Annotated in this window: 17 protein-coding genes; 12 read left to right on the top strand and 5 right to left on the bottom strand. The window is 43.2% G+C overall.

Annotated features, from left to right (window positions below; genetic code table 11):
- Nucleotides 1-92: 92 nt before the first annotated feature.
- Nucleotides 93-1,532, bottom strand: coding sequence for a DHA2 family efflux MFS transporter permease subunit (locus tag NST47_RS24020; protein WP_341157390.1), 1,440 nt, complete (start codon nucleotides 1,530-1,532; stop codon nucleotides 93-95).
- A 188-nt stretch (nucleotides 1,533-1,720) separates the two neighbouring features.
- Between NST47_RS24020 and NST47_RS24015 the strand changes: the two genes are divergently transcribed.
- Entirely contained in the window at nucleotides 1,721-2,878 is a 1,158-nt protein-coding gene (locus NST47_RS24015) for an HAD-IA family hydrolase (RefSeq protein ID WP_341157389.1), read from the top strand.
- Between the two features lie 11 nt (nucleotides 2,879-2,889).
- Here the strand turns inward: NST47_RS24015 and NST47_RS24010 are convergent, their stop codons facing one another.
- Entirely contained in the window at nucleotides 2,890-4,161 is a 1,272-nt protein-coding gene (locus tag NST47_RS24010; RefSeq protein WP_341157388.1) for a methyl-accepting chemotaxis protein, read from the bottom strand.
- A 139-nt stretch (nucleotides 4,162-4,300) separates the two neighbouring features.
- Between NST47_RS24010 and pyrB the strand changes: the two genes are divergently transcribed.
- The 7 genes from pyrB (at nucleotide 4,301) to NST47_RS23975 (ending at nucleotide 9,541) form a co-directional block, all read left to right on the top strand.
- Nucleotides 4,301-5,296, top strand: a complete 996-nt coding sequence (gene pyrB, locus NST47_RS24005; RefSeq protein WP_341157387.1) for an aspartate carbamoyltransferase — start codon at nucleotides 4,301-4,303, stop codon at nucleotides 5,294-5,296.
- A gap of 272 nt (nucleotides 5,297-5,568) precedes the next feature.
- Nucleotides 5,569-6,027 carry an NUDIX domain-containing protein gene (locus NST47_RS24000; protein ID WP_341157386.1) on the top strand — a complete coding sequence of 153 codons (459 nt, stop codon included), beginning with the start codon at nucleotides 5,569-5,571 and terminating at the stop codon, nucleotides 6,025-6,027.
- A gap of 115 nt (nucleotides 6,028-6,142) precedes the next feature.
- Nucleotides 6,143-6,967: an aminoglycoside phosphotransferase family protein gene (locus tag NST47_RS23995; RefSeq protein WP_341157385.1), complete on the top strand. Its 825-nt coding sequence runs from the start codon at nucleotides 6,143-6,145 to the stop codon at nucleotides 6,965-6,967.
- A 98-nt stretch (nucleotides 6,968-7,065) separates the two neighbouring features.
- On the top strand, nucleotides 7,066-7,866 hold the full coding sequence (locus NST47_RS23990; RefSeq protein WP_341157384.1) for a VanW family protein: 801 nt from the start codon (nucleotides 7,066-7,068) through the stop codon (nucleotides 7,864-7,866).
- A 58-nt stretch (nucleotides 7,867-7,924) separates the two neighbouring features.
- Nucleotides 7,925-8,440 carry an NUDIX hydrolase gene (locus tag NST47_RS23985; RefSeq protein WP_341157383.1) on the top strand — a complete coding sequence of 172 codons (516 nt, stop codon included), beginning with the start codon at nucleotides 7,925-7,927 and terminating at the stop codon, nucleotides 8,438-8,440.
- A gap of 133 nt (nucleotides 8,441-8,573) precedes the next feature.
- Nucleotides 8,574-9,107, top strand: coding sequence for a histidine phosphatase family protein (locus tag NST47_RS23980; protein ID WP_341157382.1), 534 nt, complete (start codon nucleotides 8,574-8,576; stop codon nucleotides 9,105-9,107).
- 71 nt (nucleotides 9,108-9,178) lie between these two features.
- Nucleotides 9,179-9,541 carry a VOC family protein gene (locus tag NST47_RS23975; protein WP_341157381.1) on the top strand — a complete coding sequence of 121 codons (363 nt, stop codon included), beginning with the start codon at nucleotides 9,179-9,181 and terminating at the stop codon, nucleotides 9,539-9,541.
- Between the two features lie 21 nt (nucleotides 9,542-9,562).
- Here NST47_RS23975 and NST47_RS23970 read toward each other — a convergent pair whose 3' ends face one another.
- Complete coding sequence (locus NST47_RS23970; RefSeq protein WP_341157380.1) at nucleotides 9,563-9,889, bottom strand: hypothetical protein; 327 nt, start codon at nucleotides 9,887-9,889, stop codon at nucleotides 9,563-9,565.
- Nucleotides 9,890-10,075: 186 nt separating this feature from the next.
- Between NST47_RS23970 and NST47_RS23965 the strand changes: the two genes are divergently transcribed.
- Nucleotides 10,076-10,927, top strand: a complete 852-nt coding sequence (locus NST47_RS23965; RefSeq protein WP_341157379.1) for an AraC family transcriptional regulator — start codon at nucleotides 10,076-10,078, stop codon at nucleotides 10,925-10,927.
- A gap of 16 nt (nucleotides 10,928-10,943) precedes the next feature.
- Here the strand turns inward: NST47_RS23965 and msrA are convergent, their stop codons facing one another.
- Entirely contained in the window at nucleotides 10,944-12,071 is a 1,128-nt protein-coding gene (gene msrA, locus NST47_RS23960; protein ID WP_341157378.1) for a peptide-methionine (S)-S-oxide reductase MsrA, read from the bottom strand.
- Nucleotides 12,072-12,090: 19 nt separating this feature from the next.
- A complete protein-coding gene (locus tag NST47_RS23955; RefSeq protein WP_341157377.1) occupies nucleotides 12,091-12,489 on the bottom strand; it encodes a hypothetical protein in 399 nt (132 codons plus the stop codon).
- Nucleotides 12,490-12,605: 116 nt separating this feature from the next.
- Here NST47_RS23955 and NST47_RS23950 point away from each other — a divergent pair, with 116 nt between their 5' ends.
- From NST47_RS23950 to NST47_RS23940, 3 genes are all read left to right on the top strand, one after another.
- Nucleotides 12,606-13,166, top strand: coding sequence for a DUF1697 domain-containing protein (locus tag NST47_RS23950; RefSeq protein WP_341157376.1), 561 nt, complete (start codon nucleotides 12,606-12,608; stop codon nucleotides 13,164-13,166).
- Between the two features lie 127 nt (nucleotides 13,167-13,293).
- Nucleotides 13,294-13,689 (top strand): hypothetical protein, encoded by a 396-nt coding sequence (locus tag NST47_RS23945; protein ID WP_341157375.1) that lies wholly within the window; start codon nucleotides 13,294-13,296, stop codon nucleotides 13,687-13,689.
- A gap of 29 nt (nucleotides 13,690-13,718) precedes the next feature.
- Nucleotides 13,719-14,354, top strand: coding sequence for a hypothetical protein (locus tag NST47_RS23940; RefSeq protein ID WP_341157374.1), 636 nt, complete (start codon nucleotides 13,719-13,721; stop codon nucleotides 14,352-14,354).
- Nucleotides 14,355-14,483 lie beyond the last annotated feature (129 nt).

Genomic DNA, 14,483 nt, shown 5'->3' with positions numbered 1-14,483 from the left:
ATTGTTTATAGCATTATTATTTAAGAAAGTCCCGATGACCACAGAAAGTGGCATCGGGACTTATTTGTGTTATCTTTTAAAATATGAAAATATTAGGAGGATTGCGATTGCAGCTGCAGCTTACGAATAAACATGATGAGCGGTAGAGCAGCGACTGCGATGAAGGTAGCGACGATATATACATCGTTAACACTCGCTGTGAAGGAAAGCAACTTAATTTGTACCGCATCCTGAACGCCGGATTTTATAATGGCTGCCGACTCGCTAATACCGAAGGTCCCAAGTAAGGATGTGAAAATGGCGATCGAAAATGATCCGAACAAATTACGCACCCAGTTACTGATAGATGAGGCATGTCCACTAAGCACAGGCGAAATTTGTTCCATACCGGCATTACTTGCAGGCATCACTGCAAGGGCGATTCCTACATTGCGGACCATCATCCAAATCAGAATGTACATATACGGAATGTCGATGGTCAACTTGCTTAAAGCGTAAGTGCCAATAATGATTAATATGATACCAATGCCCATCAGGGCACGTGGACCGATGCTCCCGTATACTCTGCCAATGATCGGCATGACCAAGGCCATAGCAAGCGAAGCGGGAAGCAGGATTAAACCCGTATCAAGCGGTGTGACATGCTGAATGTTTTGCAGAAAAATCGGGGTCAGAAAGGTTCCCGAATATAGGCTGATCGTAATAATACTGGAAATGATCAATGTGAGCGTATATCTGCCATTCGCAAAAACACGGATGTTCAGTAAAGGCTCCTTCACGGTAAGCTCTCTCCAGATGAACAGAATGAGCACGATAGTACCTATAATGAACAGGGTCATGGTTTTCCAATCCGTCCATCCCCAGGCGCCACTTTGGCTGAATGCAACGAGCAGCGAGATGCTGCTGATCATAACGGTAAGCAGGCCGGGAAAATCAAAGGTTTTGGGAACACTCAGACGATAATAAGGAATCAGCCATACTACCATCACGATAGCAATTAATCCAATCGGAATGTTCATCAGGAACAGCCACTGCCAGCCGCCGACAACCATCAGCAAGCCAGCGAGGGTAGGTCCGATAGCGGGAGCTAGCATCGCCGATAATCCCCAGAGGCTGATCGCCATCGCTTGTTTTTCCCGCGGGATGATTTGATAAATAATAGTCATGGTCGCCGGCATAATAAGTCCGCTGAACAAGCCCTGCAAAATACGGAATGCAATTAAAGATTCGATGTTCCAGGACATCGCGCACAGCAGCGAAGCCAGCGTGAATCCAATCAAGGCAAATACATAAAGCCGTTTGTAGCTGAACTTCTCGCCGAGGAATCCGGCTACTGGAGCGATTGTTCCCATGGCCAGCATGAAGCCCGTCATCGTCCATTGAACAAGATGCAAGCTGGTCGCAAAGTGCTCTTCAAGCTTGGGAATGGCTATGGTGACGGTGCTTGAGCTCAAAACCGTAATAAAGGATCCAAAGAAAATGGCAAACATAATAGGCCAAAACTTGACTTGCTGTATACTTTCCGTGTTCATGTTGGTCCTCCGTTATCCGATTTATCTATCTATAATAAAACAAAAAAGTACTAAGATCAGATTGTAACATTTGAGTACATAAATATCTAGTAATCAAACTAAATAGTTATCAAACTATTTTTAAAGATTTGGTGAAGCGGACTTTTGGTTCGACGATTTCATCTTCGATATGAAAGGGAAGATTTCTCATGGAGCAAGTCATAATCAATGATTATAATCCGGAATGGACCCACGAGTTCATCCGTGAAAAAGAGCGAATTTCCAATACAATACCAGATATTGCGATCCAGATCGAGCATATCGGAAGTACGTCTGTGCCCGGATTAGCGGCCAAGCCGTTAATTGATATGATGGTGGGTGTAAAGGACTTATCATTGATTTCTTCGGTTCATAAGGAACGTTTGGCTGCAATGGGGTACGAGTTCGTGGATCATCCGGAGTTTCCAGAAAGAAGGTTTTTTCGCAAAGGCAAGCGGCGTGCTGGCACTCATCATCTGCATCTCTATCGGTATGGAGGCGAGCAATGGACTTCCAATCTATTATTTCGCGATTATTTGATTGACCATCCGGAGGAAGCAGCAGCTTACGGGGACTTGAAAAGGAGCTTACAGGAGCAGTACCCGCAGGATCGGGCTTCCTATACCAAAGCAAAAGCACCCTATATTCAGCAGGTGATTCAAAAAGCTCAGCAAGCAGCAAAACCAACGAGTCTGATCCAAGGTATTATTTTTGATATGGACAATACACTGCTGCAGTCGCGAATTGATTTTGCTGCGATGAAAGCAGATATTTTCAGATATTTGCATACTTCAGGAATTGTGCCTGCGGATCTTCCGCTGTCTGTGCATACGTGCGCTACGCTGATTGAGTATGGTAAGCAAAGTGGATTAAGCAAGGAGCAGGAAAGGGTGGTATGGGAAATAGCTGCAAAGCATGAACTGCTGGGGATGGAGGGTGCGGGACTCGAGCCTGACGTGGAATCTTTGTTAATGCGACTTCATCAGAAATATATGCTGGCCATAGTGACGAACAATTCTATCGATGCAGCCAACGAAGCTCTCCACAAAACGGGGATTCACGGGTACTTTGACCTGATCGTGGGCAGAGAGCAGATGTCTGCTCTCAAGCCCTCGCCTTCCGGCTTTCACTATGTGCTGAAGCAATTTCCACAGATAGCCCCTGACACATGGTTATCTGTGGGCGATTCATGGATAGATGGTAAAGCTTCGATCGAAGCTGGTATCCGCTTTATTTGCTATCAAACCAATCTGGAGATTATGCATGAACGTGGAGTAACCGCATTGGCCAGAATTGAGACCATCCCGGATTTAATCCGCTTTATATAGTTTATATGGCATTAGATACGGAAAATACTGATCTTTAATTTCTGTTGATCGGCATGATCTCTTAGCACCTCGGAGGATGCGGCAATTTCCTGCATAACGGCGGTTTGATCTTGTGTAGATGCTGCTACTTGCTTAGCCCCTTGCGAGATCAATCCGGCGATATCGTCAATTTCCCGGGTGCGGTGCAGGGTTTGTCCAATTTGACGGATTTGTTCAGCGATTACACCGGTTATCCCCTCAACGGACTCTGCAGTTACTTCGGTTGCGGCTGTCATTTCCGCTAGTGTACCTATAAGCGCCTCACCTTTTGCAGCTTCTTTATCGACGGTGCTAACCTGCTTGGAGATGTCTGACACAACTTCATTGACCTGTGACTGAACCTCCTCTATGCGTTGGTTAATACTGTGGACCGCTTCAGTGCTTTTTTCGGCGAGCTTGCGGATTTCAACTGCTACGACTGCAAAGCCGGCTCCGTGCTCACCTGCATGCGCAGATTCAATGGAGGCATTCAGTGCCAGTAAATTCGTCTGATCTGCAATTTCTCCGACTACCTTGGAGATATGACTTATTTCCTGAGCGTGCTCGTCAAGCTTATGTATACGTTCTAAGGTCCCTACGTTGGCCTGACTCAGTTCGATTAATTGCTGAACAAGCGAATGAATCGCAAGGCTGCTTTCCTGTGTGGATTTGACCATGCTGCGCGATAGCTGCAATGCTTCATTGGCCTTGCTGCTCACATCATCAGCGGCCTGGGTGATCGTCTCGACAGACGTAAAGGTATTGTGGGCAGATAGTGCCTGCTGATCGGCTCCTTTGGAAATATTGTCAACGGTAATAGCTGTTGCTTCGATCTGCAGCGCAGCCTGCTGGAGTGCACTGCTGAGTGTGGAGGCATTCAGATTCGTAAATGAAGCATTACTGGAGATGTCGGTAATAATTTGTCTCAGGTTCTCGATCATTTGATTAAAAGACAAGCTCAGTGTGCTTAACTCATCATTGCCGCGGTGGATCGGAATCGTCATTGTCAGATTGCCGCCCGCCGCTTCATCTACAGCCGCAGTAAGGCGAAGCAGGGGACTGACCAGCCAGCGCGCGGCCAACCAACCCAGGAAACCTGTCCAGAAAACGCCCATTGCCATAATAATGGACATATATAACCAATCTGCCATTTGCGGGGCTATCCAGGCTTTTAAAACAAATATGCACACAGCGCTTGTTCCGTAGGTCATCATGGAGACCGCAGTAATACCAATGACCATTTTTTTGACAATACCGATTTTCATTACGATTCCTCATTTCGCACAGGGCTGTTATTCTCACTATAGTAGTGTAACGCTTGGAGCCTATTTGATCTGTGATTAAACTCACAGCAGGCAAGTGAGCAAGCCATTTCACCTTGTCGCAAATTGCGATATAATTCTAATGTTGGTACGTGGTGACCCTATCTACATTCGCAGCAGCATTCATTCTTCGGGAAAGGGATTGATTTCAATTTTAAACGTAGCTCATATCATCGGGTCCAAGCAATTCGATCAGGCGGCTTTAGGAGAGCTTTTCGCTTCAGCCAAGGAGATGGAGAACATAACCTTACAGGGAGGGTCCAATCTTCTTGCCGGTAAAATTATGTGTTCGCTCTTCTTTGAAGCGAGTACGCGTACCCGCTTTTCCTTTGAATCCGCGATGCACCGTCTAGGCGGGAGCGTGATTGGCACGGAAAATGCGGCCCAATTTTCTTCAGCTATCAAAGGCGAAACGCTGGAAGATACGATTCGTGTCGTAAGCGGATATTGTGACTTAATAGTGATGAGACATACGGAGGTGGGTGCCGCACAGCGAGCTGCAGCGGTATCGACTGTGCCGATTGTTAATGCGGGGGACGGATCAGGGGAGCACCCGACACAGGCGCTATTGGATCTGTTCACTATTCAGAAGGAGCTTGGACGGATTGATGGTATACATATTGCTATGATTGGCGATTTGACCTATGGACGGACGGTTCACTCGCTAAGTTACTTGTTATCCAATTATAAAGATGTGAAGATTACTTTTATTGCTCCGGATAACGCGGTTATCCCTCAAGGCGTGAAACAATTTCTTGATGAAAAAGGAATTAACTACGAGGAAACCTCCGACCTCACGAAAGCAGCCGAGACGGTTGATGTCTTTTACCAAACACGTATCCAGAAGGAGCGCTTCCCCTCTCTGGAAGAATATAATAAAGCGTCAGGTCAGTATATTATTGATCGCCAGCTGCTTGATCATATGAAGGAGGAGGCACTGATTCTTCATCCACTGCCCAGGGCAGGCGAGATTCATGCTGATGTGGACACGGACCCTCGCGCCGCCTACTTCCGACAAGCACAAAATGGATTGTATATGCGGATGGCTATTATTGAGCAATGTTTAAGAGCTAAGTGAGCAGTATGAGAAACGGTTATCATCCTGCAAATGAGGATAGCCATAACACATGACAGAGCAGCATCGGGGCAGTTACTCCATCGGAGTGCTGTCCTTTTTGGTATCCACCCGAGCAAAAGAATCTGATTAAAATGGAATATGTGTGGATAAATGGCAGTATCATGCAGGAAAGTCATTCGTTTTATTGAATTCTAAGGTGTGGTGCTTTCTGTCAGTTCCTATTAGAAAGAATAGCATATGCGCTTGAACTCTAAAACAAGAAGGAGAAAAAGATGAAACCGATTCGTAATTCAGCCAAGGCTGTCATACTCCAAGAAGGCAAACTACTACTTACCAAGAATCAAGATGAACAAGGCTTCTTTTATTTATTTCCTGGTGGCGGTCAAGAGTTTGGCGAGGAATTAATACATGCAGTAATTCGTGAATGTATGGAAGAAATAGGTGCAGAAATCGTAGTCCATGACTTGATACATGTAAGAGAATACATAGGCAAGAATCATCAGTTTGCTGACTGGGATTCCAATGTCCATCAAGTGGAGTTTTATTTTACGTGTCAGCTAAGGGATACTCATGCGAATATATCCAATGGGATTAATCCGGATTCTTATCAGGTAGGCGTAGAGTGGGTAGACCTTGGAGCATTAGAAGAAATAAGACTGTATCCAAAGACGTTAGGAACTATCCTGAAGAACAAAATGGAATCGAGTATATATATCGGAGATGTAAACTAATTAATATTGTGAGTGATATCATAGCCGCCCAGATCACAAGAAGGATCACTCGAAAACGTAATTGGAATTGGAGATAGAGAAAATAATGAATGAGTTTGTCCGTAATATTAACTGGATGGAAAAGAATAGAGATTTGAATGCATGGTTAGAACAAGACATCAGCATAACTCCATTAGATTCTGGACTTGAAGCAGAAGTGTTTTTGATCAGTACGCCGGAATCTCAGTTCGTATTAAAATTATGGAATCGAGATTCTAAGCCGGATATTTCAATTCAATATAAGCTGTTAGAGGGTATATATAATCGGCAAATAGCAGTTTCTAAACCGTTTGGCTGGGGATTTGATGAAAAACATAATCAAGTATTATTGACCAGTTTTGATGGTACGCCTATCCGTAAACTGAATGCAAAGAATCTTACAGAAATTGCAAATATGCTAACGGAAATACATGATGTGTCTTTGCAAGTTTTAGAGAATGCAACAGTGCCTAAATATGATTTTATAAACTATTTCTTTCCTAAAGTTGAGGGGCATGAAGATATAGAACAACTGCTCATACAGCTTGTTGCAAGCTCGAATATGGAGCAGAATCGTCTTATTCACGGTGATTATAATTTAGGGAATATCCTTGAATCAGATGGAAGGTATTCAATTATTGATTGGACCAACGTTCAATGTGGTGATCCAAGATACGATATTGCATGGTCAATTATCATAATTTGGATTTATGCAAGTGAAAGGCATAGTTCAACTTACCGTTCTGTATTTGTATCAAAAAACAATTACTCTGAGGATGAATTAGAAATCTTTGAGGCAATCGCTTGCCTTCGATGGATTCTACTAAACAGAACTGCAAAGCTCCCTAAACGTCATAACACACTTTCTACGGTTAGGACGATTTTAATAAAAAATAAATATTTGAATGAAAAATTGCTTTAAATTCATCATGTTGGACAGCTAGCGATTTGGTCAAAAGAGTTGGGCATACAAGCAGTTTCTTCAAATTTGATTGGAAGGGATCTTGGGGAATCATTTTTATGAAGAAAATTATTTTGAGATATTTACCGTTTTTATACAGGCTGAGAGTTCAACAGCTGATTATGAAGAGGCATATGCTTAATTTGAATCCTTCAATACATTACGCGCGTGCTATAAGCACTGAGAAGTTAAGCTTTGTATGTATGAAACATAAGTCGGTTTTAAGAAGAGTCTTAGGAAACTCTGATCCTATGTTGCAAGAAAATAAGATAAACAACCTCCGAATAGCTCTTCTAAGTGTAAATGGGGTTACTATTCAATCCGGAGAAACGTTTTCTTTTTGGAAATTGATTGGCAAGACGACAAAGGATAAAGGATACATTGAAGGCTTAATGCTATCGAATGGGGAAGTACGCACTGGTGTCGGAGGCGGGCTTTGTCAATTGGCCAATATGTTATTTTGGCTGGCACTTCATACACCGCTCAGGATCAAAGAAAGGCATCATCATAGTTTTGATATATTTCCGGATGATCGAAGAATGATACCATTTGGAGTCGGTACGAGCGTCTTTTATAACTATGTGGATTTACAATTTTATAATCCAACGAATTACACTTTTCAATTCAATCTATTTTTAACTGATGATTTTTTGGAGGGATCGATCAGTAGCGATAAGGAATTGAAATACCTATACAAGGTAGATGAAAGGAAGCATACATTTTACCAGAAGGAGAACAAATGGTATAGGGGAAATGAAATATGGCGGTTAGTATTAAGTAAAGAGGATCGAGCACTAGTCAATGAAGAATTGATCATTATAAATAATGCAGAAGTCAAATATGCAAAATCAAACAATTAAAAAAAGGAGATAAGGTAATTCTTAAAAGCATTTTATTTTAACAGATAGGACTGATCCTATGTTTTTTGTTAATTCAAGAGCGATAATTGAAAGAGATTATAATAATGAAAGACAAATTGTCATTCAAATCAGAAGTAAACCGAATGAACCATTCAAGCTTGAATTACCTGGCGGAAGAGTGGAGCCCTTTGAATCCTTGATCCAGGCTCTGAGAAGAGAGGTAAAGGAAGAAACCGGACTAGAGGTAACAGAAATCGAAGGAGAAGACACAAGAATAGATACAGTTGGATTAAATCCGAAATTTGAAGTTGAATGTATGCAACCATTCGCAGCCTACCAAACAATAAAGGGACCGATCGATTCAGTGGGATATTATTTTAGGTGTAAAGCGGAAGGGGAGCTATTAAATAGCGGTGATGAAACGACAGCTATAAGATGGATCAATATTCAAGAGTTGTCCGATCTAATTCATAATGATCCGCTACAGTTTTCAAATGTGGATCGGGCCGGGATCATATATTATTTAAAGCAGGTGGAGGGTAGTAACAAAAAGCTGCTTCTTGAAAATGCATGAATTAATGATTAGAGATCCGTATGCAGTTAAGTTCATTAAGGATTATGTAGAGATGGAGAAGCCGAGGGAATCATTACAAGCCTTATGTGAACATGTACTGAATCCTATAGGTGGTTGGATAGGAGGAGAATAAATGACGATATTTTACTTAGTTAGACATGGGGAACCTGATTGGGGCTTAAAGGAAGAGCGGAATTTAAAAGGAGCAATGAGAGACTATGTTCCTTTGACAGCCCAAGGAGTTATTCAAGCTGAACAAGTAATGGATACCAACTCGTACTTAGTTAACTGTGAAGTGATCATTTCCTCACCATATACCAGATCCTTGCAAACTGCGGCTATTATTAATAGAAGCTTAGGAAAACCGTTACATGTAGAGTTCGATTTGCATGAGTGGACTCCAGATAACTGGCAGGCTGCTACGGTCCATGAAATAGAAGAGCTATGGAGAGACTACATGGAACATGGTGGCTGCTATCCATCAGGAGAAATTAAGCTGTGGGAGTCAAGAGAAAGCTTGCTTAATCGAACAAGTCAGGTATTAAAGAAATATGTAAATCACTCGAAGGTTATGGTTGTTTGTCATGGCATGGTGATCGCGACTTTAATGGAATTAATATCGGAGGATATCCAGCTATGTGGAGTATATGAGTATGCTATTGGTTAAAGAATTGCTATAGAAGTGTTTGCGCAAGAAATTGCACAGCAGTATAGTCATAATTAAGGAGGAAATCATAGATGATTATTGGGTTCCATCACGCTCAAATTACAATTCCGCAAGGGCAAGAGGACGAGGCAAAAGATTTTTATTGCCAGGTCCTTGGATTTAAAGAGATTCAAAAACCGCAATCGTTAATAGGGAGAGGGGGATTCTGGGTTCAAGTTGGCAATCAAGAGCTGCATATTGGTACCGAGGATGGAGTGGATAGATCCAAAACCAAAGCCCATTTGGCTTATAGAGTGGAGGATATTAAGAAAATGGAAGAGGTGCTCAAACATCATGGAATTAGCCTGTTAGAATCAGTACCCATTCCAGGTTATGAAAGATTCGAGTTTAGAGATCCATTTGGCAACAGAGTTGAATGTATTCAACCGTTATAAAGCGCAAGATCGGACCTCGATTCAAAGGGTTAACAAGGATTTTTTGCAAAAGCGTCTAATACATTCGAAGGTAAGCCATACGGCTGCATCGTTCTTCATTCTGGCTTGCAGCTCTTTTTCCTGATCGACTTGTTGAAAATGGGCTTCAAGCGTTGCTTCCAAACAGCTCCGAAGATCATTAATGTAATTCACATAAGGGGAATAATCGTCTAAAAACCCGTCGGCTGTAGCGCGGCTCTTCATAATGATAGAAGCAGCTTCGTGATCGGTTATTTTGTAAGTTTCCTTCAATAAATCCTTAACCCCGTTCAGAACCTCGTCATCCTCAAAAAAGTCAGATAAGACCATAACATTACCTCCCCGGTTCGAGATTGGAATCATTTTGAACCACAACGCGGTGCAAACCATCTGGTTATGAGAGTATCATAACAAACTTTTATGCAAAAAAGTTATAGTCGGTTGTTGAAAAATGACACGGTGTTGTTATGTTATAATAATGACATCAGCTTAATTTATCCCGGGGAGGGATTATGGATGTTATCGGACGATATTTTGAAAAATAGTGAGATCCAGTTTAAATACCGAGATATCTCTGTGGCAAACTATCCGGGTTTTTACCACTATCATCGAGGCATCGAGATTCTATTCGTCCATCAGGGTAAGGGACACATCATTATGAACCGCAAGATGTATGATTTGAATTCGGACTGCATCGTATTTATTCAACCGTTCCAGCTGCACCGCCTGAATTTTGAAGTAAGTGATCAAAATCCTTATGAACGTACGGTGGTGACGTTTGAACCCTCGACCTTCGCTCCTTATTTCAAAAGCTTTCCTACCGTGCTTCGATTTTTTGAACATATTTGGAAGGAAGAGCTCTCTAATCAAGTATTTCCTATGGATAGCGGAGCCGCTTATATGTCGGATATATTTGAACGATACAACACGAAAATGTCAAGTCGGCACGGAAACGAGCAGCTCGAAGCGGCTTCCATTTTGATCATCCACATTTTGGATTACCTGAAATCGTTACTTGAGGATGGTCAGCTTCAAGGGGTTCCACGTACCGAACGTAGTGTGGAAAAAATTATGCAGTGGGTGGAAGAGCACTACACGGAACCCTTTGAGCTTAGTGAACTGGCAGAGGAGCTTCATCTTTCCAGATATCATGTCTCTCATCTTTTTCGTAACGAAACGGGAAGCAGCATTACTGACTATGTCATTGCCAGAAGGATCAGACAGGCCTGCTGGCTGTTAAAAACCGAATCGTTCACCATCGAGCAGATTGGGTCCATGGTAGGAATCCCTAATTTCTCGTACTTCTGCCGTATTTTTAAGAAAAATATCGGGGTTACTCCCAAGCAGTACCGTGACAGCTTTATTTAACGTAAATCTAGAACGGTTAGTTGAACAGTCTGGCATATTTGCCATAGCCGCGTTTCTCAAGCTGGGCCGCCTGAATAAATTCCATCGACGCGGAATTCATGCAGTAGCGTAGACCTGTAGGCTTGGGCCCGTCTTCAAACAGATGACCCAGATGGGAATCGGCGTATTTGCTGCGAACCTCTACACGAACGTCCCCAAGACTGCGATCCTCTTTAGTCACAATATTGCCTGGTTCCAGCGGCTGGAAAAAGCTCGGCCAACCGGTGCCTGAATCATACTTATCCTTGGAGCTGAACAGCGGTTCACCGGAGACGATATCGACATAGATGCCATCTTGTTTGTTATCCCAATATTCGTTGTGGAACGGACTTTCGGTTCCTTCATGCTGCGTCACATCAATTTGGAGCGCGGTCAATGTTTTTAATTTTTCGTTCTTGTTAACATTTTTGTAGGGCTCTTCCTTTGGTGTCAGCTTCACTTTGAGATCAGCTCCCCATATTTTGCTGAAGTACGCATCCCGCCCTGAAGCCTGGCGATAGCCGTTGTAGTGGTCGGGATTTTTGAGGTAGTAGTCTTGATGATACTCCTCGGCTTTATAAAAGGTTGAAGCGTTCAGGATCTGCGTCACAATCGGCTTGTTAAATCTGCCTGATTCGGAGAGCGCTTTCTTGGAGGCTTCAGCTAGCTGCCGCTGCTCCTCATTGCGGGCAAAGATGGCTGTTGTATAAGACTCGCCACGATCAAAGAATTGTCCTCCTGAGTCTGTGGGATCAATCTGCCGCCAGTACACCTGCAGCATTTCTTCATAGCTGATTATGCTCGGATCATAACGAATTTCTACCGATTCCAGATGACCTGTCGTTTCGGTGATAACATCATTATACGTAGGATTATCGAGGTGCCCGCCTGTGTACCCGGATACAACGCTCAGAACTCCGGGAATTTTTTCGAAGGAGGACTCCATACTCCAAAAGCAGCCTCCGGCAAAAAGAGCAATGTCTCCGACCACGTTCGAATAACGAGAGGCTGCAGCCGCTTGGTTCGGGTTTGCAGCGGTCTGATGATATCGGATGCTTGGGGCGTATATGGTGATGATCAAGAGCACAAGCGGGGTTGCCACAAGCATCCATTTTTTCATATTCATCGTATCGATCACCTCCGGACTATCTACCGCTATTATAAAGCCAAATCCTTACAATAGTCTTACGTATTGTCTGCGTTGGAGGATTACTTTTGAGATTTTTTTTCAAATGCTCGTTCCAGAAATTCAATTCTTTTTTGATCGAGTTGTCAATGACATGTCGTTCCTTGACCGGCGCTGATTGAGCCAGACTTTCAAAGAAATGTCCGGCATCAGCCAGCTCCGCATAATGCTTCAGCAGCACACGATAGCCTTGGAACCGCTGGTCCTCTTCTTTGAAAATATGCAGCACGGGCAGTGGTTCAATTTTCCTGTATCCGGTTACAAGCTTTTTGATCAGATCAAGCAGCAGGTGCTTATAGATGATCTTGTCCTCCACTTGACGAATATGCTCCCAGATCGATTCAACCGGGGTGTCCATTTCTGTTTTAATGTTAACATTTCAGCTGTCTATTATCTATTTCCTCCAGAATAAGGCTAGGAGAGACAGACTTATGGCTTGTGATATAATGGAAAAAAAGAATCGAGGTGTAGCGTATGCCTGCATATATCGCACTACTCCGCGGGATCAATGTGAGCGGACAAAAGCTGATCAAAATGGTTGAGCTGAAGCAGATGTTTGAACAAATGGGCTTGGATCGGGTTCAGACCTATATTCAAAGTGGTAACGTCCTCTTCGAATCAGAAGATTCTAAGGCGTTATTGAGAACAAGGATTGAGCAGCGGATTCAGGAGGTGTTTGGTTTTGACGTCACGGTTGTGATCAGGACGGTGGAACAAATGGAGCACATAACTAACCATTGTCCATTCGAGGCAGACCCAACGTCTGCAGTAGAGAAGGTCTATATTGCACTACTCGCAGAGGAGCCATCTGAGGTTAACATAGCCAAGCTGCTGCTCTGTACAAGTGAAATCGATGAGTTCCAGCTCTCTGGCTCTAAGCTTGAAGTATACATATTATGTCGGCAAAGCATTCGAAAATCGGTATTTACGAATAACTTTTTGGAAAAAAAGCTGGGGGTGGCAGCTACCACTCGTAATTGGCAAACGATGAGCAAGCTTACTATTTTGGGAAAAGCGCTGTCCACAGAAAGCTGATAAGCTGTGCAGCTGTTTAAAGATCAGGTGGAAGAGGTAATAAATTATGATGATGGAACTAGCTGGATAATCGACTGGTGATCTACAAACGGACTTGTCAACGAAAACGATGGAAAGAGGCGAAATGATGGGTTTTAAACCATATTCGTATTTGATTTTTTTATTATCTGACTCTAGCTGGGATATGATCGACTTCGCGGAGCGTCTTAAATTGAAATTTAGCGCCCCTAACACACGGATTGAAGCGTCCGATCAAGTGACGATTATGACAATGGACAGCTGGAGCTTCCGCATATATTACAACCAGGATCCGTCCGTCGTGGAGGAGTCAGCAGAGATCGCTCAAGCATATGCAGTCGATCATGTAGACAAGGAACGTATTGCCACATGCAGCAGAAGACTTGAAACCAGTGGGGATGCTGATCCTGATATGGATTATTTTAACGATGTGATGATTTTTCTGGAATGGGTCGAGACGGAATATGAGGTGGCTGTGTTTGATAGCCAGGAAGGCTTTTTGTAAACAGTGGTTGGGTTAGGAGGATCGCTTGGATGATAGAGCAACGAGAAGGATTGGGAGAACCGTCTGTTTTGAAAAAAAGACTGCTCGCTTTGGCGGCACTGGACATCATTGTATGTGATGAGGAATGGCTGCGTTATCATAGCTTTGATACAAATTGGACACAAGAGCTCTCGTTAGCCAAAATAGATAATGGCTCGGGCGACCATCTGTTTGTCGTATTTGGGTCACAGGGGGTTATATTGAAAGGCTTCGATCATGAATCCGCGCTCAGTCCCCACGCTGGTGACGTCTATGAGGTTTGGCCGGGTATATATGATCAAGTACCGGATGCGCTGATGGCTTATCTGCAAGATCCCGCCTTGGAGCATGATGTGGTCACCTTCTGTATATGGCGAGCAAGTAATGAAGGCCATTGGCAGCAGGGAGAGGTCGAGCTTCCGCATGGAGCCGATGATGGCTCGCGCTGGTTGTTGGGGACGATTAATAAATCACCTGAGGATTATGTTGAATGGGCGGAAGGCTACTATGATCTTTCGTTGGATATGGAGACGGTTAAACAGATTTTTGCAGGTGCTCCAATTACAGCAGAGATGATCCAATTACTTTATCCGGATAGGGATGTTGAACAGGCTCTAATGGAGTTAAATGCATTAGGTGATACATAAAAAAATGACATTACAAGAATAGAAATTCAGATTAAGGATCAAATTCTTTCAAAAAGGGTAATGATAGGTGAAGAGGCTGTACATACTGCTTCTGAAACCTATCTTTTTTATGTGAAAGGACTGACATGC

The organism is Paenibacillus sp. FSL H8-0034 (assembly GCF_038000305.1).
In the GTDB taxonomy this organism is placed as follows: Bacteria; Bacillota; Bacilli; order Paenibacillales; family NBRC-103111; genus Paenibacillus_S.
Note: the sequence above shows the minus strand (reverse complement) of the source record. Positions and strands in the feature narration are given on the sequence as shown.